Origin of the sequence: Flavobacterium terrae (genome assembly GCF_900142035.1) — a bacterium.
In the GTDB taxonomy this organism is placed as follows: Bacteria; Bacteroidota; Bacteroidia; order Flavobacteriales; family Flavobacteriaceae; genus Flavobacterium; species Flavobacterium terrae.
In genome coordinates this window covers 540,841-565,962 of sequence record NZ_FQZI01000002.1, presented here as the reverse complement: position 1 = coordinate 565,962, position 25,122 = coordinate 540,841, and the positions used below count along the sequence as shown (strand labels likewise).

25 protein-coding genes and 4 tRNA genes are annotated in these 25,122 nt (G+C 32.9%); 25 read left to right on the top strand and 4 right to left on the bottom strand.

Translation table 11 applies throughout. The features are described 5' to 3' along the window. Positions 1–54: 54 nt before the first annotated feature. Both BUC09_RS06925 and lysS read right to left on the bottom strand, forming a co-directional pair. The gene (locus BUC09_RS06925; RefSeq protein ID WP_073309989.1) at positions 55–507 is read right to left on the bottom strand and encodes a hypothetical protein; all 453 of its coding nucleotides are present in this window, start codon (positions 505–507) and stop codon (positions 55–57) included. Positions 508–620: 113 nt separating this feature from the next. After that, positions 621–2,312 carry a lysine--tRNA ligase gene (gene lysS / locus BUC09_RS06920; protein ID WP_073309988.1) on the bottom strand — a complete coding sequence of 564 codons (1,692 nt, stop codon included), beginning with the start codon at positions 2,310–2,312 and terminating at the stop codon, positions 621–623. 153 nt (positions 2,313–2,465) lie between these two features. Here lysS and BUC09_RS06915 point away from each other — a divergent pair, with 153 nt between their 5' ends. Together BUC09_RS06915 and lipB are read left to right on the top strand one after the other, a co-directional pair. Continuing rightward, the gene (locus BUC09_RS06915; RefSeq protein ID WP_073310401.1) at positions 2,466–3,203 is read left to right on the top strand and encodes a hypothetical protein; all 738 of its coding nucleotides are present in this window, start codon (positions 2,466–2,468) and stop codon (positions 3,201–3,203) included. A 117-nt stretch (positions 3,204–3,320) separates the two neighbouring features. After that, on the top strand, positions 3,321–4,013 hold the full coding sequence (gene lipB, locus BUC09_RS06910) for a lipoyl(octanoyl) transferase LipB (protein WP_073309986.1): 693 nt from the start codon (positions 3,321–3,323) through the stop codon (positions 4,011–4,013). 36 nt (positions 4,014–4,049) lie between these two features. Here the strand turns inward: lipB and BUC09_RS06905 are convergent, their stop codons facing one another. Beyond that, positions 4,050–4,709 carry a ribonuclease HII gene (locus tag BUC09_RS06905; protein ID WP_073309984.1) on the bottom strand — a complete coding sequence of 220 codons (660 nt, stop codon included), beginning with the start codon at positions 4,707–4,709 and terminating at the stop codon, positions 4,050–4,052. 199 nt (positions 4,710–4,908) lie between these two features. Here BUC09_RS06905 and BUC09_RS06900 point away from each other — a divergent pair, with 199 nt between their 5' ends. The 9 genes from BUC09_RS06900 (at position 4,909) to BUC09_RS06860 (ending at position 17,629) form a co-directional block, all read left to right on the top strand. After that, positions 4,909–8,148, top strand: a complete 3,240-nt coding sequence (locus tag BUC09_RS06900) for a SusC/RagA family TonB-linked outer membrane protein (RefSeq protein WP_073309983.1) — start codon at positions 4,909–4,911, stop codon at positions 8,146–8,148. 11 nt (positions 8,149–8,159) lie between these two features. Continuing rightward, on the top strand, positions 8,160–9,626 hold the full coding sequence (locus BUC09_RS06895) for a RagB/SusD family nutrient uptake outer membrane protein (protein WP_073309981.1): 1,467 nt from the start codon (positions 8,160–8,162) through the stop codon (positions 9,624–9,626). Positions 9,627–9,644: 18 nt separating this feature from the next. After that, positions 9,645–10,373: a hypothetical protein gene (locus BUC09_RS06890; RefSeq protein ID WP_143161876.1), complete on the top strand. Its 729-nt coding sequence runs from the start codon at positions 9,645–9,647 to the stop codon at positions 10,371–10,373. Between the two features lie 88 nt (positions 10,374–10,461). Continuing rightward, entirely contained in the window at positions 10,462–12,423 is a 1,962-nt protein-coding gene (locus tag BUC09_RS06885) for a putative porin (RefSeq protein WP_073309977.1), read from the top strand. 136 nt (positions 12,424–12,559) lie between these two features. Beyond that, a complete protein-coding gene (locus tag BUC09_RS06880; RefSeq protein ID WP_073309975.1) occupies positions 12,560–13,921 on the top strand; it encodes a pyridoxal-phosphate dependent enzyme in 1,362 nt (453 codons plus the stop codon). A gap of 76 nt (positions 13,922–13,997) precedes the next feature. Next, positions 13,998–15,263, top strand: coding sequence for a DUF2851 family protein (locus BUC09_RS06875; RefSeq protein WP_073309973.1), 1,266 nt, complete (start codon positions 13,998–14,000; stop codon positions 15,261–15,263). A 37-nt stretch (positions 15,264–15,300) separates the two neighbouring features. Continuing rightward, a complete protein-coding gene (locus tag BUC09_RS06870; protein ID WP_073309971.1) occupies positions 15,301–15,528 on the top strand; it encodes a PspC family transcriptional regulator in 228 nt (75 codons plus the stop codon). A 5-nt stretch (positions 15,529–15,533) separates the two neighbouring features. Beyond that, the gene (locus BUC09_RS06865; RefSeq protein WP_073309969.1) at positions 15,534–16,427 is read left to right on the top strand and encodes a ComEA family DNA-binding protein; all 894 of its coding nucleotides are present in this window, start codon (positions 15,534–15,536) and stop codon (positions 16,425–16,427) included. 29 nt (positions 16,428–16,456) lie between these two features. Further along, positions 16,457–17,629, top strand: a complete 1,173-nt coding sequence (locus BUC09_RS06860; RefSeq protein WP_073309967.1) for an acyl-CoA dehydrogenase family protein — start codon at positions 16,457–16,459, stop codon at positions 17,627–17,629. A gap of 48 nt (positions 17,630–17,677) precedes the next feature. Here the strand turns inward: BUC09_RS06860 and BUC09_RS06855 are convergent, their stop codons facing one another. Then, positions 17,678–18,346, bottom strand: a complete 669-nt coding sequence (locus BUC09_RS06855) for a ferredoxin reductase domain-containing protein (RefSeq protein WP_073309966.1) — start codon at positions 18,344–18,346, stop codon at positions 17,678–17,680. Between the two features lie 206 nt (positions 18,347–18,552). On the opposite strand from BUC09_RS06855, the gene rpsU reads away from it, so the two are divergent. From rpsU to rplL, 14 genes are all read left to right on the top strand, one after another. Continuing rightward, a complete protein-coding gene (gene rpsU / locus BUC09_RS06850; RefSeq protein WP_073309964.1) occupies positions 18,553–18,747 on the top strand; it encodes a 30S ribosomal protein S21 in 195 nt (64 codons plus the stop codon). 71 nt (positions 18,748–18,818) lie between these two features. Next, the gene (locus tag BUC09_RS06845; protein ID WP_073309962.1) at positions 18,819–19,724 is read left to right on the top strand and encodes a tyrosine-type recombinase/integrase; all 906 of its coding nucleotides are present in this window, start codon (positions 18,819–18,821) and stop codon (positions 19,722–19,724) included. Positions 19,725–19,749: 25 nt separating this feature from the next. Further along, positions 19,750–20,052, top strand: a complete 303-nt coding sequence (gene hpf / locus BUC09_RS06840) for a ribosome hibernation-promoting factor, HPF/YfiA family (protein ID WP_073309960.1) — start codon at positions 19,750–19,752, stop codon at positions 20,050–20,052. Positions 20,053–20,140: 88 nt separating this feature from the next. After that, positions 20,141–20,214: transfer RNA gene (locus BUC09_RS06835), tRNA-Thr, on the top strand. A 62-nt stretch (positions 20,215–20,276) separates the two neighbouring features. Continuing rightward, positions 20,277–20,357, top strand: a tRNA-Tyr gene (locus BUC09_RS06830). Positions 20,358–20,539: 182 nt separating this feature from the next. After that, positions 20,540–20,611 (top strand) — tRNA-Thr (locus BUC09_RS06825). 55 nt (positions 20,612–20,666) lie between these two features. Beyond that, entirely contained in the window at positions 20,667–21,854 is a 1,188-nt protein-coding gene (gene tuf / locus BUC09_RS06820) for an elongation factor Tu (RefSeq protein WP_073309958.1), read from the top strand. A gap of 51 nt (positions 21,855–21,905) precedes the next feature. Next, positions 21,906–21,976: transfer RNA gene (locus BUC09_RS06815), tRNA-Trp, on the top strand. Between the two features lie 15 nt (positions 21,977–21,991). Next, on the top strand, positions 21,992–22,189 hold the full coding sequence (gene secE, locus BUC09_RS06810; protein ID WP_073309956.1) for a preprotein translocase subunit SecE: 198 nt from the start codon (positions 21,992–21,994) through the stop codon (positions 22,187–22,189). 8 nt (positions 22,190–22,197) lie between these two features. Next, on the top strand, positions 22,198–22,749 hold the full coding sequence (gene nusG, locus BUC09_RS06805) for a transcription termination/antitermination protein NusG (RefSeq protein ID WP_073309954.1): 552 nt from the start codon (positions 22,198–22,200) through the stop codon (positions 22,747–22,749). Between the two features lie 66 nt (positions 22,750–22,815). Beyond that, the gene (gene rplK / locus BUC09_RS06800) at positions 22,816–23,256 is read left to right on the top strand and encodes a 50S ribosomal protein L11 (RefSeq protein WP_073309952.1); all 441 of its coding nucleotides are present in this window, start codon (positions 22,816–22,818) and stop codon (positions 23,254–23,256) included. A gap of 6 nt (positions 23,257–23,262) precedes the next feature. Next, on the top strand, positions 23,263–23,952 hold the full coding sequence (gene rplA, locus BUC09_RS06795) for a 50S ribosomal protein L1 (RefSeq protein WP_073309950.1): 690 nt from the start codon (positions 23,263–23,265) through the stop codon (positions 23,950–23,952). 22 nt (positions 23,953–23,974) lie between these two features. After that, a complete protein-coding gene (gene rplJ / locus BUC09_RS06790; protein ID WP_073309948.1) occupies positions 23,975–24,475 on the top strand; it encodes a 50S ribosomal protein L10 in 501 nt (166 codons plus the stop codon). A 52-nt stretch (positions 24,476–24,527) separates the two neighbouring features. Next, complete coding sequence (gene rplL / locus BUC09_RS06785; protein WP_073309946.1) at positions 24,528–24,896, top strand: 50S ribosomal protein L7/L12; 369 nt, start codon at positions 24,528–24,530, stop codon at positions 24,894–24,896. Positions 24,897–25,122: the final 226 nt, after the last annotated feature.

Genomic DNA, 25,122 nt, shown 5'->3' with positions numbered 1-25,122 from the left:
ATAGATTAGTTTATAGAAACCAAATCTAAACATTTTTTTTAAAAAACCAAAAAATTATTCAACAGCGTCTTTTTTGGATTTTTGATGATGAGCTCTTTTCATTTTGTGCATTTTCTCATTTCTCTTTTCTTGATTTTTTTCCCATTTTTCAAATTGCTCTTTATTTAATACCTTTTTCATTTTGGCTTTATGTTCTATTTGAGCATCAAGCTTTTCATTTTCCATTTTAAATCTTTCATCAGCTGTTAATTGTTTTTTTGCCTCTTTATTAGCTTTTATTTCAGCTATTTTTGCTTCTCTTTTTGAATTTTGATCTGCAATGATTACGGCCATTTCCTTTTGTTGAGAAGGAGTTAAGTCTAAATTAGCGGTCATTCTTTTTAATTGTAACTGATTTCTTTGTTCAAGAGTCATTCTTTCTCTTCGAGGTTTTTCAGTTGTTCTTTCTTGTGCATATGCACCTGATAAACTTACTATTGCTAATACGATTAAAAGTGTCTTTTTCATGATAATTAATTTTGCGTTATATCAATAAGACAGTAGTAATTCAATATGGTTTAATTGAAGATAAAAAAGGAACCCTAATTTAGGATTCCTTTAACTATTTAGATTGAAGTAGCTTAATTTAAAACCACTGTTTTGTTATCTCCATCAACAACAACTTTAGTTAAGCCATGTTTAGCTAAACCTTTCATGGCTGCATCCCATTTTTTTCCACTTAGAGCCGATTTCTCTTTAAGTTGAGCTAATGGTTGGTTGTCTTCAGCTTTTAACAATTCGATGATTAATTTTTCTTCTTCTGTTAATTCTGGCCCTTTTTTCTCTGGTCTCATTTGAGGGAAGAATAAAACTTCTTGGATTGAAGCATTGTTTGTCAAGAACATTATTAATCTATCCATTCCAATTCCTAATCCAGATGTTGGAGGCATTCCATATTCTAAAGCGCGTAAGAAGTCTTCGTCTATAATTCCGTTTGCTTCATCGTCACCTTTTGCAGCTAACGCCATTTGTGCTTCAAAACGCTCTCTTTGATCAATTGGGTCATTTAATTCAGAATAAGCGTTTGCAATTTCTTTACCACAAACCATTAATTCGAAACGTTCCGTTAAATCAGGATTGTCACGGTGTGATTTACATAAAGGAGACATTTCTTTCGGGTAATCAGTGATGAATGTTGGCTGAATGAAGTTGCCTTCACATTTTTCGCCAAAAATCTCATCGATTAATTTTCCTTTACCCATAGTTTCGTTTACATCAATACCCATTCCTCTGGCAGCTTCAAATAATTCAGCTTCCGTTTTTCCTGTAATGTCAAAACCAGTAAATTGTTTGATGGCATCAGTCATCGTTACACGAGCATAAGGTGCTTTAAAGTTTACTTTATGTTCTCCAAAAGTAGCTTCGGTAGTTCCATTTACTTGAGTAGCGCAATATTCTAATAAGTTTTCTGTAAACTCCATCATCCAGTTGTAGTCTTTGTAGGCTACATAAATTTCCATTGCTGTAAATTCTGGATTGTGTGTTCTGTCCATTCCTTCGTTACGGAAGTTTTTAGAAAACTCGTAAACACCATCAAAACCACCAACAATTAATCTTTTTAAATATAATTCGTTAGCAATTCTCATGTATAGTGGAATATCTAAACTATTATGATGAGTAATAAAAGGACGTGCTGCAGCTCCACCAGGAATCGATTGCAATACAGGAGTTTCAACTTCCATATAGCCAGCTTGGTTAAAAAACGTACGCATGGCAGTAAATAATTTAGTTCTCTTCATGAAAACCTCTTTTACCTGCGGATTTACTACTAGATCAACGTAACGCATACGGTAACGTAATTCTGGATCAACAAAAGCATCAAATACTTTTCCTTCTTCATCTGTTTTTGGTAATGGTAACGGACGTAATGTTTTACTTAAAAAAGTAAAGTTTGACACACGTACACATTTTGCTCCAACTTGAGTGGTAAATAATTCTCCTTCAATACCAATAAAGTCACCAAGATCAGTTAATTTTCTGAAAACCTGATTGTATAATGTTTTGTCTTCGTCTGGACAAATTACATCTCTGTTTAAATACAATTGAATTCTTCCTTCGCTATCTTGCAATTCGGCAAAACAAGCTTTCCCCTGATCGCGCATACTCATGATACGTCCAGCCACAACAACCTTCTTGCCTTCTTCAAAGTTTTCCTTCACCTGTTTCGATGTATGGTCAACAGGATATAAGTTGGCAGGATAAGGGTTAATACCCAATTCACGCAAAGCGTTCAGTTTGTCTCTTCTAATGATTTCTTGTTCCGAAAGTTGCATAGCAATTAATTTTAAGGGTGCAAAGATAATTTTTTTTGCTTCAAGTTCAAAAGTTTAGGTTTAACGTTATGGCTCAATATTGTGAAATATTTAGAATTTGTTTTTTGTGATTTGGGATTCATAATGTTTATCTTTGACAAAACTAAATTTTACATGAAAAAACTATTCTCATTATTCGCCTTATTACTTGTTTTAACCAGTTGTACTTTTACTGAAGAAATAACCATAAATCCTGATGGAACTGGAAAATATAATATGGATATGGATGGTTCTAGTATTATGGCGATGATGCCAAAAGATTCTTTGAAACAAGAGAAAAATGTTGATTCGGTGTTTTCTTTTAAAGAGATGTTTGATGCAAAAAGGGATAGTATTGCAAAACTTTCTAAAGAAGAGCAGGCTAAAATTAAAAACCTCGAAAAATTCAACATGCGAATGAAAATGAATTTTGATACGAATCAATTTTTGTTTGCAATGAATACTGATTTTAAATCGGTTGCAGAATTGCAGGAGGTAATGTCGAGTATGTCTGAGCTTCAAAAGATGAATAAAGGTCAGGCTAAAAATAATCCAATGGGTGATATGGGAGGTTTTGGTTCAAGCACTGCTAAAGTTAATTATGAGTACAATGGGAAGAAATTTTCTCGCAAGGCAATTGTTGATAAAGAAGCTTTGAAAAGATTAGAAAACGATTCGGCTGCTGCTTCTTATAAAATGATTTATGAATCGTCTAAATATATTATCAAGTATCATTTTCCAAAAGCTGTAAAATCAGTTTCTAATAAAACAGCGATGTTCTCTGAAGATAGAAAAACGATTACTATAGAATATCCTTTTAACGAATATATGAAAGAGCCTGAAAAATTAAATTTCGAGGTTGTTTTTAAATAATATTAAAATTTGCAACCCGACTTGAGTGAAGCTCTTTTGGGTTTGATGGTTGAGGCTCTCGAAATCATCAAATATAAAAAGCGAGAACGGAAGGCGGAAAAGTTGCCCAAATAAAAAATGAATAAAAAAGTTAAACTTCAAGACTTAGGTCAAAAAGATTATAAAGATACTTGGGATTTTCAAGAGGAACTATTTTCAGGAATTGTAAGCCAGAAAATTCAGAAGAGAGAAACGCCATCGATAGAAACGGATAATTATTTTCTTTTTGTAGAGCATCCGCATGTGTATACTTTGGGAAAAAGTGGAGATATGTCTAACTTGTTGCTTTCAGAAAAGCAATTGGAGGCAAAAGGAGCAACGTTTTATAAAATCAATAGAGGAGGAGATATAACGTATCACGGACCGGGACAAATTGTAGGATATCCTATCTTAGATTTAGAAAATTTCTTTACTGATATACATAAGTATTTACGTTTGCTGGAAGAAGCTATTATTTTGACTTTGGCAGAATATGGAATCGAGTCGGAAAGAAGTCAAGGAGAAACAGGAGTTTGGTTAGGAGTAGGAACGCCTTTTGCAAGAAAAATTTGTGCTATGGGTGTGCGTGCCTCTCGTTGGGTAACCATGCACGGATTTGCGTTAAATGTAAATGCAGATTTAGGTTACTTTGATAATATTATTCCATGCGGAATAAAAGGAAAAGCGGTTACATCGCTTCATGTGGAATTAGGTAGGAAGATTGATGAAGAAGAAGTGAAGCAAAAAATTGTGAAGCATTTTGCAAATCTATTTGAAGCAGAAATGATATAAATAAAAAAAAGGGTTCATAATGAACCTTTTTTTTATTTATAACTCGAGTTTTAATTGTTCAGGTAATAATCTGAATGACATTCGGTGGTATTTTGTAGGACCATATTTTGCAATTGCTTTTCGGTGATCTTTTGTAGGATATCCTTTGTTTTTATTCCATCCATACATTGGGTATTCTTCGTGTATTTTATTCATGTATTCGTCTCTGTAGGTTTTGGCTAAAACAGAGGCTGCAGCTATGCTTAAATACTTACTATCTCCTTTAATAATGCTTTGGTTTGGGATTGATTTTAAATGTTCAATTTCTTCTTCAGAAAAATTATAACCAGACTTTGTTTTTATGCCAAGTTTGCTAAATATAGGTCGGTTTCCGTCAACAATTATGAATTCAGGTTTTGTGGTAAGCTTAAGAATGCTTTGTTGCATTGCTTTCATAGATGCGTTCAGTATGTTGATTTCGTCTATTTCTTCATTCAGAATATGCGTGAAAGCAAAAGTTAAAACCTTCTCTTCAATTGTGGGTTTTAATTTCTCTCTAACTTTTTCGGAAAGTTGCTTGGAATCGTTGAGTTTTTCTATGTGAAAATCATCTGGAAGTATTACTGCTGCTGCAGTTACAGGTCCTGCCAAACACCCTCTTCCTGCTTCATCTGTTCCTGCTTCAAGTGATGAGTTAGAAAAATAACTCTTTAACATAAAATTAGTTTTGTCAAAAATATAAATTTAAATCTAAAAAAATAGATTATTTCTTACAAAAGGCATTAGTTTTTGATTATTTGATTTTATTATCGAGTAAACTTTAACGTAAATCAAATCGTTTTATTTTGTTGTTTATTTGTTTTTTTAAGAAATTATTAAGAAGTTTGCGAAATAACTAACTCAAAGTAAAATTGATATGAGATCAAAGTTCAAATGGATTTTTACGCTATTAATGGCGTTAACAATGCAGTTTTCTTTCGCTCAAGAGAAAACTATAACAGGAGTTGTGTCTGATGCTTCAGGACCACTTCCTGGAGTAAATGTTGTTGTTAAAGGAACACAACGTGGAGTGCAGACAGGTTTTGATGGAGCTTATTCTATCAAAGCTAAAGAAGGAGAGTCGTTGGTTTTTTCATTTTTAGGGATGAAAGAAGTAACTAGAGTGATTGGTGCTGCTAATGCAATTAATGTTGTAATGCAAGACGATGCTACAGTGTTGAATGAAGTTGTTGTTGTAGGTTACGGAACGACAACTAAAGAAGCTTATGTAGGTACTGCAGACAAAATTAAATCAGAAAATGTTCAGGCAAAATCTGTGGCTAATATCTCTCAAGCCTTAAAAGGTGAGGTAGCGGGTGTTAATGTAATTACAACGTCTGGTCAGCCAGGTACTTCTGCTACAATACGTATTCGTGGATTTGGATCTGTTAATGGTAATAGAGATCCATTGTATGTGTTAGATGGAGTTCCTTTTACTGGAACATTAAATGCAATTAACCCAGAGGATATTGAGTCATTAACTATTTTGAAAGATGCTACGGCTACATCTGTTTATGGTTCAAGAGGAGCTAATGGTGTTGTTGTTATAAGTACTAAAAAAGGTAAAGCTAATAAGACTTCAATCGAAATTGATTCAAAAACTAGTGTTAATATGATGTTAATACCAAGATATGATGTTATTGAATCTCCTGAGGAGTATATTGGTTTGACATGGGAGTCGCTTTATAATAGAGCTGTTGCTACTGGAAGTGCAAATCCTACAGCATCTGCAAATAGTGCTTTATTTGATACATCTCAGGCAGGTATTAGTCCAGCTTACAACATGTGGAATGTTGCAAGTGCTTCTGATTTAATCGATCCGAATACAAGACAAGTTCGTCCTGGAGTTACTAGAAGATACAATCCAGAAGATTGGGAAGATTATGGTTTTAATAGTTCAATGAGAACAGAGACAAATGTTAGATTTAGTGGAGGTAATGATAAAACACGTTATTTCAGCTCGTTTGGTTATTTAGACGAAAAGGGAACAATAATTAACTCTGATTTCAAGAGATATACAACAAGATTAAATGTTAGTCATCAACCTAAAGAATGGTTAAAAGCTGGTGCTAATATTGGTTTTAGTGGATCGAGAAGTAATAATAATGGACAAACTTCTGATTCTGGAAGTATATTTTGGTTTGTAGATAACATTCCTTCGATTTATCCTCTTTTTACTAGAGATGCTGCTGGAAATATGGTTGAAGATCCAATTTATGGAGGTTATCAATATGATTACGGAGGAGGTCCTGCTGGTCAAAGAGGTTTTGGTGCATTAACAAATGCGATTGCAGATGCTAAGTTTGATAGAGATCGTAGAGATACTAAAGAATTTAATGGTAGTTTTAATTTTGATGTTAAATTATATAAAGGTTTGACTTTTGAAACTTTGTATGGTGCTCAATATCGTGATTTCGAGAGAAATTTAAGAGGTAATCCATTCTACGGATCTTCTGCTTCACAATTAGGATCTTTGTATAAGAATAGACAAAGTTATATTATGCAAAATTTCCTACAATTATTAAGATATAAAAATAATTTTGGTAATCATAATTTTGAGGCTTTTGTGGCTCATGAGTCTAACAGCTGGAAAGATAATACTATTGAAGCTTCAAAATATAGATCAGTTGTTCCAGATACCTATGATTTGAGTCAATATATTTTGACTGGTAGTCCTACTTTGTCTTATACAGAATCTGCTAAAACAGAAAGTTATTTTGGACAATTAAATTACAATTATAGTGGTAAATACTATTTTACGGCTACAGGTCGTCGTGATGGTTCTTCAAGATTTAAAGATGATAAGTGGGGGACTTTTGGTTCAGTAGGTGCTTCTTGGGTTGTTACTAAAGAAAAATTTCTTAATGATTCAAAATATATTAATTATTTAAAAATAAAAGGAAGTTACGGTTTAACTGGAGATCAAGAAGGTGTAGGTTTATGGCCAGGTTATGACACATTTAATGTTGGTGTTGTTAATAATGACTATTCAATAGTTCCTAGACCAATTCCAGGAAATAAAGATTTGACTTGGGAGACATCTAAAACTGCTCAGGTTGGTATAGAAACATCATTATTCAATAATTCATTGGATTTAAATGTTGATTACTATGTGAAAAATACTGATAATCTTATTTTTGAAAGAAGAACAGCAATATCTACAGGGGTTGCTATTATTCAAGTTAATGATGGTCAGTTAAGAAATAGTGGTATTGAATTTGATGTAAATGCACACTTATTAAAAGCTGAAAATAGAGGAGGATTTAGTTTAGATTTTGGTGTAAATGGTGAGATTCTTGAAAACAAGATAACTAAAATGCCTATTGATCCAGCTACAGGTATGCCTAAAGTCCTTGATTCTAATGATGCTCCTTTTGCATGGTCTCAAGGAAGATCAATTTATGATTACTATTTAAGAGAATGGGCTGGTGTTGATGCTGCTGATGGTACAGCTCTTTGGTTTAGATATTTTGATGATAAAAACTCAGATGGAATTTTTAACACAGGTGATGTTACAATCCCTAGTATGGTTGATTATTTAGCAGCTAACCCTAATGCGAATGTTGGTAAAACAACAACAAATAATTATGCTCAAGCTACATTAAATTATGTTGGTAAATCATCTATACCTAAAGTTAGAGGTGCTTTCAGATTGAATGCTGCTTATAAGAACTTTGATTTAACTACTCAATTTGTATACAGATTAGGAGGTTATGTTTATGATGGGGCTTATGCTGGTTTAATGGCTAATGGTACAGCAGGTGCAAATAACTGGTCAACAGATATTAGAGGTAGATGGCAAAAACCAGGTGATATTACAGATATTCCTAGATTATCTGCTGGTCAAGATGCAAACGTTGCTTCTCAATCTACTAGATTCTTGACTAAAGCTGACTATATTGGTCTAAATAATGCGAGAATTGGATATACAATGCCATCTAAATTTACTGATAAGTTAGCTATATCTAAGTTTAATATTTTTGTGTCTGGAGATAACTTGTTTTTGTCATCAAAGCGTAAAGGTTTAAATCCTTCTACTTCTGAAAATGGTAATTCAAATACTTATCGTTATTCTACATTATCTACTTTTACAATGGGTTTAAGACTTGAATTTTAAAAAGAAAAAAGATGAAAAATAAATTAATTAATTCAATTTTTGCAGTATTGTTGCTGAGTACTGTTGGTTGTAGTGAAGATTATCTTAACACTGAACCTACAGAAATTATTACTCAAGAGCAGTATACTGAAGCAGCTGCTAATAACCCTGCCTTAGTTAAGGGATTAGTTTCTGGAATTTATAGTACTATGTTTGAAACTGGTACTGGGGGTACAAACTTAGATCATGATGATTTTGGTCAGAAAGGATATGATATTTATTCGGATATGTTATCTGGAGATATGGCTTTGTCAGCTAGTGTCTATGGATGGTATTCTAGATTGGTTAATTATCAAGCGACTGTAGATTTCACAAGAAATGAAAACTATAAGCCTTGGAGATATTATTATCGTATAATTCGTTCTTGTAATATTGTTATTAAAACACTAGGAGGTAATGATATTACTCCTGTAAATCAAGAAAATAAATATTTAATGGGTCAAGCTAAAGCCTTAAGAGGTTACGCTTACTTTTATTTAGCTCAATTCTATTCAAGAGAGTTTGAGTCATCTAGAGCAATTTTACCTATTTATACAGATCCAGAACAACAAGCACAACCTAAAAGTACTACAGCTGATGTGTATGCTTTAATTGTAAGTGATCTTAATAGTGCAATTACGTTGTTGAATGGCTACACAAGAGAAAATAAAAACCAAGTTAATGATGTTGTTGCTAAGGGATTATTGGCTTACACATATGCTGCTATGGGTATGAATGCAGAAGCTAAAGACTTATCAGTTGATATCGTTAATAATGGAGGTTTCCCTAAAACTACAGCACTTGAATTAAAAGGTGGTTTTAATAATGTTAATACTCCATCTTGGATGTGGGGTGCGGATTTGACTACAGATCAAGGATTAGACTTAGTTTCTTGGTGGGGACAAGTAGATGTGTATACCTATAGTTATGCTTGGGCTGGTGATAGAAAAGTTATGGATAATGCATTATACGCTTCTATTCCTGCATCTGATATCAGAAAAACACAATTTTCTGCCTCAACTCAATTGCCTTTAAATAAGTTCTTTGATCCAGCTAAAGTTGCTGGTGGACAAAGAAATATTACAACTGACTATATCTATATGAGAGTTGATGAGTTTTATTTATTAGGAGCTGAAGCTGCTGCTAAAAGTGGAGATGAAGCTACTGCAAAATCTTTACTATCTAATTTGTTGTCTAATCGTTTGACTAGCACAACTTACATTGATGCACTAACGGGACAAGCTTTATTAGATGAAATTTATAAGCAAACGAGAATTGAATTATGGGGAGAAGGTAAATCATATTTATCTATGAAACGTAATCATAAGAATGCTACAAGAGGAACTAATCACGTTTATCAAGCGGGTACATCTACTCCTTCAAATGATGAGAAGTTAACTTTCAAAATTCCTCAAGCTGAAGTGTTGAACAACCCATTCATTGATGGTCAGAATTATTAATATTAAAAAACAAATATTATGAATTTTAGAAAAATAACAATTCTCAGCGCAATTTTCGCATTATTTACAATAATGGTAGGTTGTAATGAAGATGATGATAATGAAGCTTTAAATTATGCATCTTTGGAGATGTCAAATAACATTGAAGTGGAAGCTAATGCTACTAAAACAGGTTCTGTAAAAGTGTATGCCTCTGCTGTAATGAGTTATGATAGAACATATAGTATAGTAGTTAATACAGCGCCAACAGCAACAACAATGCCTGCAAGTGATTATACAGTTCCAGCAACTGTTACAATTCCTGCAAATTCAAATGTTGGTACTTTCAATGTTACTGTAACAGGGAACAATTTAGGAACTGGAAAAAAAATTGCTTTAAACTTGGCAGCAGCTCCTGGAATTTATGTAGGTAAACCGTTAACTATTAATGTTACTGAATTCTGTAATGGTTCAAAGGTTAAAATTGATTTTTTATTCGATGATTATGCTTCTGAAACTTCTTGGGAATTAATCGATGAGAATTCAAATTTAGTTGCTTCTGGAGACGGCTATGCTGATGGAGATGCATCTTTTTCTACTCAACTATGTTTGGCTGCAGGTCACTACTATTTTGTAATTTATGATTCGTACGGGGATGGTATGACAGGGACTTATACTGTTAGTAATCTTTCGGATTCTGGAGCTATACTGGTTACAGGTGGAGGTGATTTTGGAACAGATATTACTGAAGAGTTTGATATAAACTAGTTTAGTTATTCTTTTATATAAAGCCGATAATTTATTTTATCGGCTTTTTTTGTATTTTCTTATTACATTTGCCATAATTAAAAATGGAATGAGATTATCTTTAATAGTAATAGTTTTTTTTGTTTTTTCTTGGAGTAGTGTTTCTGCACAAAGGAATCCATTGAGGAGAGCAAGCGGAGGTATTGATAATACTTCTTTGATTGATAAAGATACAACTAAGGCTAAGTCACTTCGTGAAGCTCCTAAAGAAGCTCCTAAAGCTAAACATAATCAGTATAGAATTATTTCCCTTAATAAGGATACTGTTTATGTTGATACTTCCTTAACGATAAAAAAGGAGTATGCCTTTAATTATCTCAGAAGGGATAATTTTGGATTATTACCATTTGCTAATGATGGTCACACCTATAATACATTAGATTTTGGAATTAGTTCAAGTACAACTTCATTGCCTAATTTTGGTTTTAAAGGAAAGCATTTTAATTATTTAAATGCTAATGACATTAAATATTTTTCTGTAGCGACACCACTTACGGAATTATATTTTAAAACAGTTCTTGAACAAGGCCAAAACCTTGATGCTTTTATTACTTTAAATACTTCAGAAAATTTAAATTTTTCCATTGCTTATAAAGGGCTTCGCTCCTTGGGAAAATACATTAACAACCTATCAAGTTCTGGTAATTTCAGGTTTACTACTAGTTATAGTACAAGTAACAGAAGATATATTGCTAATCTACATTATACAAGTCAGGATATGTTGAATAAAGAAAATGATGGGATTATAGATATTGATAACTTTGAATCAGGTAATTCAGAATTCACAGATCGATCAAGACTTGAAGTTAATCTATCTGATGCATCTTCAATGCTTAAGGGAAAACGTTATTTTATTGACCATAGTTTTAGAATCAATAAAAATGATAATGCAAATAATGTTTTGTTAGATCATCAGTTTAGTTATGAGACAAAATATTTTGAATTTAAAATGCCTACTAAAACTGAAAGGTATGGTAGTAGCTTTGTGAATTCAAATTATAATGATTTAACTAAAAGTAACGTAATGTATAATAAGCTAGGCGCAACTTTTAGTAACTCATTAATAGGTAAATTCAATTTCTTTATTGAAGACTTCAAATACAATTATTTCTATGATCGTTATATTGTTTCCGGAAATCAAATTTTGATACCAAATACAAATAATAATGATTTAAACGCAGTTGGTGGAAAGTATTTTTACAACAAGAATAAAATATATGGTTACGCTTTATTTTCTAAAGCTATTTCTAAGCAAACATTTTCTACATTAGATCTTTCGGTTAAGTATAAGTTTAATGATAAAAACTATTTTTCTGCACAATACTTAAATTTAAGCAAAGTGCCTGATATGAATTATACCTTATATCAAAGTGATTTTGTAAATTACAACTGGAAGCATAGCTTTAATAACGAAAAAATTAATACGCTTAAAATAGATGCAACAACGCAATGGGGGTCTGCTCAAGCACAAATTTCAACTTTAACTGATCATTTGTATTTTAGCGATGATTCACTAAGTTCTGATGAGATTTTAGTTACTCCTAAACAATACAATAGCACTATCGGATATTTTTCGCTTAAAGTAGAAAAAGAGTTTAAGTTTAGAAAGTTTGCTTTAGATAACACGGTTTTGTATCAGCAAGTAACTCAAAATGATCCAATCTTAAATGTTCCAAAAATTACTACACGTAATACTTTGTATTTTTCTGACTACCTTTTTAAAAAGGCTATGTTCTTACAAACAGGTTTTACATTCCAGTATTTTACAGGTTATTATGCTAATGCCTACAATCCATTAATTGCTGAATTTTATACTCAGAATTCCAAGAAGATTGGAAACTTTCCGCTCATAGATTTCTTTGTAAATGCTCGTGTTCAACAATGTCGAATTTTCCTAAAAGCAGAGCATTTTAATTCAAGTTTTACAGGAAGAGATTATTATGCCGCACCTAATAACCCATATAAGGACTTTGTTATTCGTTTTGGTTTAGTATGGAATTTCTTTCAGTAATTAGGGCGTGACCCTGCCATAGGCATGGTCGGGCTGTTCGCAGTACATGGTACTTGCTGCCATCCCTCACGCATTCAGTTAGATTTCAATAATCAAGTACATTTTTTTACCTTTGTAACAACAAAAAACAAATATAATGCAATACGCAAAAAACATATTAGAAACTATCGGAAACACTCCTTTAGTTAAACTAAACAAAGTTACCGCTGAAGTAGATGCTTTAGTCTTAGCAAAAGTTGAAACATTTAATCCAGGTAATTCTGTAAAAGACAGAATGGCCGTAAAAATGATTGAAGATGCCGAAGCTGATGGAAGATTGAAACCAGGAGGAACAATTATTGAAGGTACATCTGGAAACACAGGTATGGGATTAGCACTTGGAGCAATTGTAAAAGGTTACAAATTGATATGTGTGATTTCAGACAAGCAATCAAAGGAAAAATGCGATATTCTTAGAGCAGTTGGTGCAAAGGTTGTAGTTTGTCCTACAGATGTAGAACCAACAGACCCTCGCTCGTATTATTCAGTATCTAAACGCTTAGCTGAAGAAACTCCAAATTCTTGGTATGTTAATCAATATGACAATCCTAGTAACGCTATTGCGCACTATGAGCAAACTGGTCCTGAAATCTGGGAACAAACAGAAGGAAAAATTACACATTTTGTTGTAGGAGTTGGAACTGGAGGAACAATATCTGGTGTGGCAAAATATTTAAAAGAAAAGAATCCAAATATTAAAATTTGGGGTATTGATACCTATGGTTCGGTTTTTAAAAAATACCATGAAACTGGAATTTTTGACGAGAACGAAATTTATACTTACATCACTGAAGGTATTGGAGAAGATATCCTACCTAAAAACGTTGATTTCTCTTTAATTGATGGTTTTACAAAAGTAACCGATAAAGATGCAGCTGTCTACACTCGTAAAATAGCCTTAGAAGAAGGAATCTTTGTAGGAAATTCAGCTGGAGCAGCAATTAAAGGGTTAATTCAGTTAAAAGAGCATTTTACAAAAGACGATGTTGTTGTGGTTTTATTCCACGATTCAGGAAGTCGTTATGTAGGTAAAATGTTCAATGATGATTGGATGCGTGAACGCGGATTCCTAGAGGAAGAAGTAACAAAAGCTGAAGATCTTATTAAAGAGCATATTGATAAGCCGTTAGTGACTGTAAGAACAGAGGAGTTGGTTTCACATGCTATTGAAAGAATGCGCAAATATAAAATTTCCCAAATTCCAGTTGTAGATGTTACTGGCTTTGTAGGTTCTGTAGACGAATCTGACTTGTTCCAAAGTTATATCACAGATAAAAATGTTGCCGATAAACCTATTAGAGAGGTAATGGGTAATCCATTTCCAATAGTTTCTTTAGGTACAGCGGTAGAGGATGTGTCAAAACTAATCAACAAAGATAATCAGGCGGTATTAGTTGACTTAGGAAAAGGAAAGTATCATATTATAACAAAACATGATATAATCAATTCTATAAAGTAATAGCTTTAGAAAATAAATTTAAAATCCTACAAAAATTTTGTAGGATTTTTTTTATATTTACATTTCTATACACGCCATGCAAGAAGAATTTTTACACCACATTTGGCAATTCCAAAGAATGGACACTTGTCCTCTCAGGACTACTCAAGGTGATGAATTACAGGTTGTAAAACCTGGTTCATGCTTAAAAACGAGTGGTCCTGATTTCTTTAATGCTCAGATTATTATAGGAAATCAAAAATGGGCCGGGAATATTGAGATACACAACAAATCTTCAGATTGGTACTTGCATAATCATCATGAAGACCAAAGCTACGATAATGTTATATTACATGTTGTTTGGGAAAATGATGTTGATATTTACAGAAAGGATAATTCGATAATTCCTGTTTTGGAAATTTCAAATTTTGTCTCAAAGAAAGCATTGTTTAAATATTCTAAACTTAAAGAACGGAAATCTTGGATAAATTGTGAAAATAATATTCTTGATGTGTCAGACTTCGTTTTAAAAAACTGGCAAGAAAAATTATATCTAGAGCGATTAGAGAAACGTTCTGAAGAAATACAAAAATGTCTCGAATTTTCTAAAAACGATTGGGAAGCAGTTTTCTTTTGGTTTTTGGCTAAAAACTTTGGGTTAAATGTAAATGGTGATTCCTTTTTTCAAATGGCAAAATCAATTCCTTTTGAAATTATTCGAAAAGAAAGCTTTGACCCACAAAATTTAGAAGCTTTATTTTACGGTACTCTTACAATGCTCGAAAGTTATGAGGATACTTATGGTAGAGATTTGTATATAAGATGGGAGTATTTAAAGCAAAAGTATAATTTGAAAGATCATTTAGTAGCCAAAGTTGAATATTATAAGCTTAGGCCAGATAATTTTCCAACAATAAGGCTTTCGCAATTAGCGCAACTCTATGCTAAACATCAAAACTTATTTTCAAAAAGTATTGCACTTTCATCAACAAACGATTTTTATGAGTTATTTGATGTGGGAGTAGAAAAGTATTGGGAGACCCATTATCAATTTGATAGGTTGAGTGTTTGTAAAAAGAAGTTGCTGTCAAAATCTTTTATTGATCTTCTTATGATTAATACGATTGTCCCTTTTAAGTTTTTGTATGATAGGAGTTTTGGAAAAGAAACTTTTGAAGATTCAATTAAAATTCTAGAAGAGATAAAACCTGAAAAAAATGTAATAGTAGATAAATTCATTGCAATTGGTGTTAAATCTGATAATGCTTTTCAATCACAAGCATTAATAGAATTAAAAAAGAAATATTGTGATTTAGGGAAATGTTTAACTTGTTCAATTGGTATTGAACTTTTGAAGAAATAGAAAATAATTGTAAGTTTACTTCATAAAATCAAACAAAGTGTCATTTGTACTTAAGCTGAAATATTTTTTCGAAAAACAAGGATTTCACATTGCCTCTAGATTAGCAGATAGGTTAGGGATGAGAGCAAATAGTGTTCGTCTTTTTTTTATTTATATTTCATTTGTTACAGCTGGTTTGTGGTTTGGAGTCTATCTTACATTAGGTTTTATAATTAAACTCAAAGATTTGATTCGTACCAAAAGAACTTCTGTATTCGATTTGTAAATGATATGATTTTTGAAAAATTCTTGTATTTTAATAAAGAGCAGCGCATTGGTATTGCTCTTTTGGTTTTTTTAATTGTCTTGCTTCAAGCGGTTTATTTTTCTATTAGTTTTTATTCGGTTAAAGATGTGGAGATTTCAGATGAAGGAAAGAAGTGGCTAGCTTTACAAGTAGAAATTGATTCTCTAAAAAATAATACCACCAGAGAAGATAGTTACAAGATGTATCCATTTAATCCAAATTTTATAACAGATTTTAAAGGGTACAAATTAGGAATGAAAGTTGCAGAAATTGACAGGCTTCTCGAATTTAGAAAATCTGGGAAATTTGTAAATTCTGCACAAGAATTTCAGAAAGTGACTCAGGTCTCGGATTCTTTATTGGCTAAAATTTCGCCATATTTTAAATTTCCTGATTGGGTAAATAATAAAAATGTTTCTCAAAGAATGTATGCCAAAAAAGACTTTAATACATTCGAAAAAAAGCCTGAAAAGATTGTTCAAAAAGATTTAAACGAAGCGACAAAAGAAGATTTAATAAAAATATACGGGATAGGAGATGGAATTTCTGAGCGTATTCTAAAGTTTAAAGAATCTTTAGGAGGTTTTGTTAGTATGGAACAAATGAATGATGTTTGGGGATTGTCTCCAGAGGTAATTGCAGAACTCAACAAATATTTCAAAATTAGCAATTTACCTAGCACAACTAAAATTGATATTAATAACGCTTCTACAAAAGAGTTGTCAAAATTTCCATATTTCAAATTTTCATTATCTCGTGAGATTGTAACGTATCGCAGTATGAACGGAGAAATAAAATCAATTGAAGATTTAATAAAAATTAAGGGCTTTCCTGTTGAAAAAGTCAAAATTATTGCCCTATATTTGGACTTTAAATAAAAAAGCTAAAAAAAGTACAATACAACCTTATGAATTCAACATATTTTACCGAAGATCATCAATTGTTTAGAGAGAGTTTTCGTGATTTTTTACAAAAAGAAGTAGTGCCTCACATTGAAAAATGGGAGAAATCAGGAGCGATAGAACGTTTTATTTGGGAAAAATTCGGAGAAATGGGCTTTTTTGGTCTTAATTATCCTGAAGCTTATGGTGGTTCAAATCTTGATTTATTTTATACGGTAATTTTTTTAGAAGAACTTCAAAAAGTTAATTCTTCGGGTTTTGCAGCAGCAATGTGGGCTCATGCTTATTTAGCGATGACTCATTTAAATGCAGAAGGAGGAGAAAGAATTAAACAAGATTATCTAGCTCCAAGTATTGCTGGTCAAAAAATAGGTGCTTTGTGTATTACCGAGCCTTTTGGTGGTAGTGATGTGGCAGGGATGAGAACTGTTGCTGAGAAAAAAGGGGATAAATACATAATAAACGGTTCAAAAACTTTTATTACTAATGGTGTTTATGCAGATTATTATGTTGTGGCTGCAAAAACAAATCCTGAACTTGGTAATAAAGGAATTAGTATGTTTTTAGTTGATGCTAATTTGAAAGGGGTTTCGGCTACAAAATTAGATAAGTTGGGATGGAGAGCTTCAGATACGGCTGAGATTGCTTTTGATAATGTTGAAATTCCTCTTGAAAATTTAATGGGTGAAGAAGGGAAAGGATTTCCTTATATCATGCAACATTTTGCATTAGAAAGATTAATTATGGCAATTAATGCTCATGCAAGAACTGAATATGCAATTGATTATACCCTTGAATATATGTCGCAACGTGAGGCTTTTGGAAGTAAAATCAATTCTTTCCAAGCTTTGCGTCACACTTTGGTAGAACATGCTACAGAAGTGGAGCATTGTAAAGTTTTTAATTATGCTGCTGTAGCTAGATTAAATGCTGGTGAATATGTAGTAAAAGAAGCTACAATGGCTAAGTTAAAATCTACAAAAGTAGCTGATCAAGCTATTTATGATTGTTTGCAAATGCTAGGAGGTTATGGTTATATGGAAGAATATCCGTTAGCACGTTTGTTCCGTGATAGCCGTTTAGGCCCAATTGGCGGAGGAACCTCAGAAATTCTTAAAGAAATTTTATCTAAAATGATAATTGATAATAAAGATTATCAACCAGCGGTTAAGAAATAATCTTTGTAATAATATTTAAAAGTAAAAGCCAGTTTAAAACTGGCTTTTTTATTCTTCAATAACCATTGCGTCTAAGGTAACTCCAAGCTCTAATAGGTGTCCTGTGATCGTTTTCACAAAATCTTGAGGGCCACACACATAAAAATGCTGTCCAAAATCTGCTATGTTTTCAATCAAGAAATTTCTATCAATTCGTCTGCCAGTAAAACCAATGATATTTTCCCTTGTAAATACTTTTAAATAATCGTTTTTTAAAAGCTTCTTAAGTTCAGCATCCATAATCACATCGTCCGAAGTTTTGTTGGTGTAAATTAATCGATTGCCGTAAAGTTTATTTTGTTTATATAAATCTCTAAATATGGATAGAAATGGAGTGATTCCAGTTCCTGCAGCTATAAAGACTCCTGGTTTTTTAAACTGAATCCCTCCAAACGGTTCTTGAAGGATTAATTCGGCCCCTGCATTAGTTTTGCCAAGCATACTAGTTACTCCATTGTGGTTAAGATAAATTTTTATCATGAATTCAAGATAACGCTGTTCTCTCAAACTTGTAAAAGTAAAAGGACGAGGTTTGTCTTGCCAATCGGGTAAATTAATAGATACATCAGTTGCTTGTCCTGGAACGAAATCGTAGTTATCTGGTTTTTCAACAATAAAACATTTTACATCGTGAGTAATGTAATAAGACTGAAGAATTTTTACAATATGATTTGACATACTTATGTGAGGTTATATGTTATTTATAAAGTTACTTATTTTTTGTTAAATTATGAATTAGGAGATGATTGAAGCAGTTAAGTTAAGTTATGAGCTCTTTTAAAGGGTAAACAAGTAGTGATGTCTAAAAAATTGATAAATAAGATTTTGTAATTAAAAATAATTTCCTAGTTTTGCACCCGTAAATGAGAGGAGGTGTCTAAATTATGTTAATTATACCAATTAAAGACGGAGAAAACATCGATAGAGCGTTAAAACGTTACAAAAGAAAATTCGATAAAACTGGAGTTGTAAGACAATTGCGTGCACGTCAGCAGTTCACTAAGCCTTCTGTTACAAGAAGAGCACAAATCCAAAAAGCTCAATATATCCAAGGATTAAGAGATAGCATCGAAAGTTAATACGTTAATTTTCTGATAATATAAAATCGTTAGTTGTAGAAGTTTTGTACTTTTATACTAACGATTTTTTTATGCATTCAAATCAACAAAAATTCCTAGACTATTTACTAAAAGAGAAAAACTATTCTAAACATACGGCGCTTGCCTATGGAAATGATTTGGCTTTTTTTGAAGCTTTTCTAAAAGAAAATTATGACGAAATTTCTCTGGAGGAGGTTTCGTACACTTTGATTCGTAGTTGGATTGTCTCATTAGTTGATGATGGAGTGGAGAATGTTTCTATAAATAGAAAAATAGCTTCTTTAAAAGCATTTTATAGATTTTTGCTAAAAACAAAGCAAATCGAATCAAATCCATTGGCAAAACACAAAGCTTTAAAAACTCCAAAGAAGATTCAGGTTCCTTTTTCTGAAGAAGAATTAAACAAGGTGTTGTTTGAAATAAAATATCCAAAAGGATTTGAAGGTTGCCGTGACAAATTGATTATCGATTTATTTTACACTACAGGGATTAGGCGTTCAGAGTTGATAGGCTTGCAATTAAGTAATTTAGATTTGTCTAATGCTACAATTAAGGTTTTGGGAAAAAGAAATAAGGAACGAATAATTCCGCTACTCCCTTTAATGATACAGCAATTAAAAATGTATCTTGCTGAAAGAAAATCGTTAAAACAAATCGTTGATGAGAATAATTTATTTTTATTAAGTAACGGAAATAAATTAAACGAAACGTTTGTTTATAGGTTAATAAATTGTTACTTTAGTAATGTCTCTGAAAAAGTAAAAAAAAGTCCGCACATGCTTCGTCACACATTTGCGACTCATATGCTTAATCATGGGGCTGATTTAAATTCAATTAAAGAATTGTTGGGACATTCAAGTCTTGCGTCAACCCAAGTTTATACACAGTCAAGTTTAACCGAATTGAAAAACGTATATAGTAATGCGCATCCAAGAAGCAAAAATGATTCTTTATAATTGTTTAACTTAAAATTTTAAAATTATGAAGGTAAATGTTCATGCAGTTAACTTTAATGTTGACAGAAAATTAGTTGATTTCATAGATGTAAGAGTTAACAAATTAGAAAAATACTTCGACAAGATAGTTTCTTCAGATGTGTTTTTGAAAGTTGAAAGGACAAGTGAGAAAGAAAATAAAATTGTAGAGGCAAAAATTATCGTTCCGGGTGATGAGTTTATCGTAAAAAAACAGTGCAAATCTTTTGAAGAAGGTGTCGAATTAGCTTCTGAAGCAATGGAAAGATTGTTACTAAAACGTAAAGAAAAGATTAGAGCTCACGCCTAAATAAAATTTTAAGCAAAAAAGTTTTGATTAATAAAAATAATACATACATTTGCAGTCCGTTAGAAATAGCGGACTTTTTTATTGAGTCGCCGGTGTAGCTCAGCTGGCTAGAGCAGCTGATTTGTAATCAGCAGGTCGTGGGTTCGAGTCCCTCCATCGGCTCAATTTTCTCATATTTAATTAGTTGAAATTAAATTGAGCATTTGAAATATTGAAAGCAAGGAGGGGAGATACTCAAGCGGCCAACGAGGACGGACTGTAAATCCGTTGGGAAACCTTCGCAGGTTCGAATCCTGCTCTCCCCACAAAGTTTTTTGAAGCGAATGATAAAAGTTTACTTTTAATAATTCGAAAAAATAAAAGCTTTGAGTAAGGCTTCGCCTTACGGGATCAACAAGCATTGCGAGTTAATCCTTTTTGAGAATTTAGAATTCTGGATTTAGAAATTTATTCAAGCTTCTAAATTCTAACTTCTGGACTCACAAAAGCCGGTGTAGCTCAGGGGTAGAGTGCTTCCTTGGTAAGGAAGAGGTCACGGGTTCAAATCCCGTCATTGGCTCAAATTTTGAATTTTTTGAACACTAATATATAACTAAGATTAAAAATTAAGTAAAATGGCAAAAGAAAGTTTTAATCGTTCGAAACCGCACTTAAATATTGGTACTATCGGACACGTAGATCACGGAAAAACTACTTTGACTGCTGCTATCACTAAAGTATTATCTGATGCAGGTTACTGTCAAGCAAAATCGTTTGATCAAATCGATAACGCTCCTGAGGAGAAAGAAAGAGGTATTACAATTAATACATCTCACGTAGAGTATGAAACAGCTAATCGTCACTACGCTCACGTTGACTGTCCAGGTCATGCGGATTACGTTAAGAACATGGTTACTGGTGCTGCTCAAATGGATGGTGCTATCTTAGTAGTTGCTGCTACAGACGGTCCAATGCCACAAACTCGTGAGCACATCCTTTTAGGACGTCAGGTAGGTATTCCTCGTATCGTTGTATTCATGAATAAAGTGGATATGGTTGACGATGCTGAGTTATTAGAATTAGTAGAGATGGAAATCAGAGATTTATTATCTTTCTACGAATATGATGGAGATAATGGTCCTGTTGTTCAAGGTTCTGCTTTAGGTGGATTAAACAATGATCCAAACTGGGTACCAAAAATCATCGAATTAATGGAAGCTGTTGACAACTGGATCGAAGAGCCAGTTCGTGATAACGAAAAACCATTCTTGATGCCAGTTGAGGACGTATTTACAATTACAGGTCGTGGAACTGTTGCTACAGGTCGTATCGAAACTGGAGTTGCTAATACTGGAGATCCTGTTGAAATCATCGGTATGGGAGCTGATAAATTAACTTCTACTATTACAGGAGTTGAGATGTTCCGTAAAATCCTTGATAGAGGTGAAGCTGGAGATAACGTAGGTTTATTATTAAGAGGTATTGACAAAGCTGATATCCGTCGTGGTATGGTTATCTGTAAGCCAGGATCTGTTAAGCCACACGCTAAATTCAAAGCTGAGGTTTATATCTTGAAAAAAGAAGAAGGTGGACGTCACACTCCATTCCACAATAACTACCGTCCGCAGTTCTATGTACGTACAACTGACGTAACAGGTACAATTTCTTTACCTGTAGGTGTAGAGATGGTAATGCCAGGTGATAACTTAACTATTGATGTTACTTTATTAAACCCAATTGCATTAAACGTAGGTTTACGTTTCGCTATCCGTGAAGGTGGTAGAACAGTTGGTGCTGGTCAGGTTACTGAAATTGTAGAATAATTTTACAATAATTATATAAATCCAGCAGTTATGCTGCTGGATTTTTAACATACGGGCGTAGTTCAAGGGTAGAATAGCGGTCTCCAAAACCGTTGATGGGGGTTCGAATCCCTCCGCCCGTGCAAAAACAAAATAGGATGAATAAAGTTACTAATTACATATCAGAAGCTTTCGAAGAGTTAAAGTCAAATGTAACTTGGCCAACATGGGAAGAAGTGCAAAAATTAACTATAATTGTTGCAATTTTTTCTGTGATTTTTGCTTTGGCTACATGGGGAATTGATACTGTTTTTGGAAAAGCAATTGCTGGATTTTTTAACTGGATAAAAGGATAATTTTTGTCATGGCGGAAACTAGTGTGAAAAAGTGGTATGTTGTAAGAGCTGTTAGCGGACAAGAAAACAAAGTTAAAGCTTATATCGAGCAGGAAATTAATCGTGTTGGTATGGCTGATTATATTTCTCAGGTATTAGTGCCTACTGAAAAAGTAGTTACGGTACGTGATGGAAAAAAAATCAGTAAGGACAAAGTGTATTTTCCTGGTTATGTAATGATTGAAGCTAACTTAACTGGAGAGATTCCTCACATCATTAAATCTATTACTGGAGTAATTGGATTTTTAGGTGAAGTAAAAGGAGGAGATCCTGTGCCTTTGCGTCTGTCTGAAGTGAACAGAATGCTAGGTAAAGTTGATGAGTTGGCTGTAACTGTAGATCATGGTGCAATTCCATTTACATTAGGTGAAACAGTAAAAGTAACTGATGGTCCTTTCAATGGTTTCAATGGAACTGTTGAGAAGATTAATGAAGAAAAGCGTAAGCTTGAAGTAATGGTGAAAATTTTTGGAAGAAAAACACCATTAGAGTTAAGTTTTATGCAAGTTGAAAAAGTATAAATTTTTTGTTACATAATAACTCACATCAATCGCTTCCAATTGATAGATGTGCTAAATTTTTAAACAATGGCTAAAGAAGTTAGTAAAGTAGTTAAACTACAAGTAAAGGGAGGTGCTGCGAACCCATCGCCACCGGTTGGACCTGCTTTGGGAGCTGCTGGGGTTAACATCATGGAGTTCTGTAAGCAGTTCAATGCTAGAACACAAGATAAACCTGGCAAAGTTTTACCAGTACAAATTACTGTGTATAAAGACAAATCGTTTGATTTTGTTGTAAAAACTCCACCTGCTGCAATTCAATTATTAGAAGCTGCAAAATTAAAATCAGGATCAGGAGAGCCTAATCGTAAAAAAGTTGCAAGTGTATCTTGGGACCAGATTAAGACTATCGCTGAAGATAAAATGCCTGATTTAAATGCGTTCACAATTGAAAAAGCAATGAGCATGGTTGCTGGAACAGCTAGATCTATGGGTATAACTGTAACTGGAGATTCTCCTTTAAAATAAGAAGAAATGGCAAAATTGACAAAAAAGCAAAAAGTTGCAGCTTCAAAAATTGAGAAGAATAAATTGTATTCTTTAAAAGATGCTTCTGCATTAATCAAAGAAGTTGCTTCTGCAAAATTTGATGAATCTGTTGATATCGCTGTTAAATTAGGAGTTGACCCTCGTAAAGCGAATCAAATGGTTAGAGGTGTGGTATCATTACCTCACGGAACAGGTAAAGACATGAGAGTGTTAGCATTAGTTACGCCAGATAAAGAGGCTGAAGCTAAAGCTGCTGGTGCTGATCACGTAGGTCTTGATGACTATTTACAAAAAATTAAAGACGGTTGGACAGATGTTGACGTTATCGTTACTATGCCTGCAGTTATGGGTAAATTAGGTCCATTAGGTCGTATTTTAGGACCTAGAGGTTTAATGCCAAACCCTAAAACTGGTACAGTTACTATGGAAATTGGTAAAGCTGTAGAAGAGGTAAAATCTGGAAAAATCGATTTTAAAGTTGATAAAACTGGTATCGTTCATGCTGGAATTGGAAGAATTTCTTTTGATGCTAACAAAATCCAAGAGAACGCTCACGAAATTATACAAACATTAATTAAATTAAAACCAACAGCTGCTAAAGGTACTTACATTAAGTCTATTCACTTATCAAGTACTATGAGTCCGGCTATTGCTTTAGATCCTAAAGCAGTATAATTGGTAGTTAAAAGTTTTTGATATGACAAGAGAAGAAAAATCAATCGCTATTGGAGATTTAACTGCACAATTAGCTGGAGCAAATATCGTATACCTTGCGGATATTTCTGGTTTAAATGCAGATACTACTTCAAATTTAAGAAGAGCTTGTTTCAAAGCAGGTATCAAATTAGAAGTTGTTAAAAACACGTTGCTTGCAAAAGCAATGGAAGCTTCAGATAAAGAATTTGGTGAATTACCATCTACTTTAAAAGGGAATACTTCAATCATGATTGCTGACATTGCAAATGCTCCTGCAAAAATCATTAAAGAATTCCGTAAAAAAGGTGAGAAACCAGTTTTAAAAGGTGCTTTCATTAACGACGAAATCTATATTGGAGACAATTTATTAGAATCGTTAGCGTCACTTAAATCTAAAGAAGAAGTTATCGGAGAAATCATCGGATTACTTCAATCGCCAGCTCAACGTATTATTTCTGCATTATTAAACAATGCTGAAACTAAAGGTGAAGCTGCTGAATAAATTGCGCACAAATAAATTATATAATTACAAATCATTTTAAAAGATAGAAAAAATGGCAGATTTGAAACAATTCGCAGAACAATTAGTTAACTTAACAGTTAAAGAAGTTAACGACTTAGCTACAATCTTAAAAGACGAGTATGGTATCGAACCAGCTGCTGCTGCTGTAGTAGTTGCTGCAGGTGGAGGTGAAGCTGCTGCTGCTGAACAAACTGAGTTCACTGTAGTATTAAAAGATGCTGGTGCTTCTAAATTAGGAGTTGTTAAAGCGGTTAAAGAATTAACTGGTTTAGGTCTTAAAGAAGCTAAAGATTTAGTTGATGCTGCTCCAACAAACGTTAAAGAGGCAGTTTCTAAAGATGAGGCTGAAGGTCTTAAGAAAGCTTTAGAAGAGGCTGGAGCTGTTGTTGAGCTTAAATAAGCTTACATAGTTTAGAATACAGGTTTAGGCTTTTGAGTACTCTACTCAAAGCCTAAACCATTTTTCGTTTAATAAAATTGTTGAATTTTTTATTCATATAATTTAAAATTTCGAAAGTTTTTAAATCAACACGAAGACAAAAATAAAGCTTTACTTCATTTTATTTTTTAGAGATGTGTTGGTTATAAAAAGAAGTAAAATTGTCTTATTAATTAATGTGTTTAAC

Bases quoted from the DNA above. Each gene is read 5' to 3' on its own strand.
- BUC09_RS06925 (WP_073309989.1), bottom strand. From the start codon at position 507: ATGAAAAAGACACTTTTAATCGTATTAGCAATAGTAAGTTTATCAGGT.
- lysS (WP_073309988.1), bottom strand. From the start codon at position 2,312: ATGCAACTTTCGGAACAAGAAATCATTAGAAGAGACAAACTGAACGCT.
- BUC09_RS06915 (WP_073310401.1), top strand. From the start codon at position 2,466: ATGAAAAAACTATTCTCATTATTCGCCTTATTACTTGTTTTAACCAGT.
- lipB (WP_073309986.1), top strand. From the start codon at position 3,321: ATGAATAAAAAAGTTAAACTTCAAGACTTAGGTCAAAAAGATTATAAA.
- BUC09_RS06905 (WP_073309984.1), bottom strand. From the start codon at position 4,709: ATGTTAAAGAGTTATTTTTCTAACTCATCACTTGAAGCAGGAACAGAT.
- BUC09_RS06900 (WP_073309983.1), top strand. From the start codon at position 4,909: ATGAGATCAAAGTTCAAATGGATTTTTACGCTATTAATGGCGTTAACA.
- BUC09_RS06895 (WP_073309981.1), top strand. From the start codon at position 8,160: ATGAAAAATAAATTAATTAATTCAATTTTTGCAGTATTGTTGCTGAGT.
- BUC09_RS06890 (WP_143161876.1), top strand. From the start codon at position 9,645: ATGAATTTTAGAAAAATAACAATTCTCAGCGCAATTTTCGCATTATTT.
- BUC09_RS06885 (WP_073309977.1), top strand. From the start codon at position 10,462: ATGAGATTATCTTTAATAGTAATAGTTTTTTTTGTTTTTTCTTGGAGT.
- BUC09_RS06880 (WP_073309975.1), top strand. From the start codon at position 12,560: ATGCAATACGCAAAAAACATATTAGAAACTATCGGAAACACTCCTTTA.
- BUC09_RS06875 (WP_073309973.1), top strand. From the start codon at position 13,998: ATGCAAGAAGAATTTTTACACCACATTTGGCAATTCCAAAGAATGGAC.
- BUC09_RS06865 (WP_073309969.1), top strand. From the start codon at position 15,534: ATGATTTTTGAAAAATTCTTGTATTTTAATAAAGAGCAGCGCATTGGT.
- BUC09_RS06860 (WP_073309967.1), top strand. From the start codon at position 16,457: ATGAATTCAACATATTTTACCGAAGATCATCAATTGTTTAGAGAGAGT.
- BUC09_RS06855 (WP_073309966.1), bottom strand. From the start codon at position 18,346: ATGTCAAATCATATTGTAAAAATTCTTCAGTCTTATTACATTACTCAC.
- rpsU (WP_073309964.1), top strand. From the start codon at position 18,553: ATGTTAATTATACCAATTAAAGACGGAGAAAACATCGATAGAGCGTTA.
- BUC09_RS06845 (WP_073309962.1), top strand. From the start codon at position 18,819: ATGCATTCAAATCAACAAAAATTCCTAGACTATTTACTAAAAGAGAAA.
- hpf (WP_073309960.1), top strand. From the start codon at position 19,750: ATGAAGGTAAATGTTCATGCAGTTAACTTTAATGTTGACAGAAAATTA.
- tuf (WP_073309958.1), top strand. From the start codon at position 20,667: ATGGCAAAAGAAAGTTTTAATCGTTCGAAACCGCACTTAAATATTGGT.
- secE (WP_073309956.1), top strand. From the start codon at position 21,992: ATGAATAAAGTTACTAATTACATATCAGAAGCTTTCGAAGAGTTAAAG.
- nusG (WP_073309954.1), top strand. From the start codon at position 22,198: ATGGCGGAAACTAGTGTGAAAAAGTGGTATGTTGTAAGAGCTGTTAGC.
- rplK (WP_073309952.1), top strand. From the start codon at position 22,816: ATGGCTAAAGAAGTTAGTAAAGTAGTTAAACTACAAGTAAAGGGAGGT.
- rplA (WP_073309950.1), top strand. From the start codon at position 23,263: ATGGCAAAATTGACAAAAAAGCAAAAAGTTGCAGCTTCAAAAATTGAG.
- rplJ (WP_073309948.1), top strand. From the start codon at position 23,975: ATGACAAGAGAAGAAAAATCAATCGCTATTGGAGATTTAACTGCACAA.
- rplL (WP_073309946.1), top strand. From the start codon at position 24,528: ATGGCAGATTTGAAACAATTCGCAGAACAATTAGTTAACTTAACAGTT.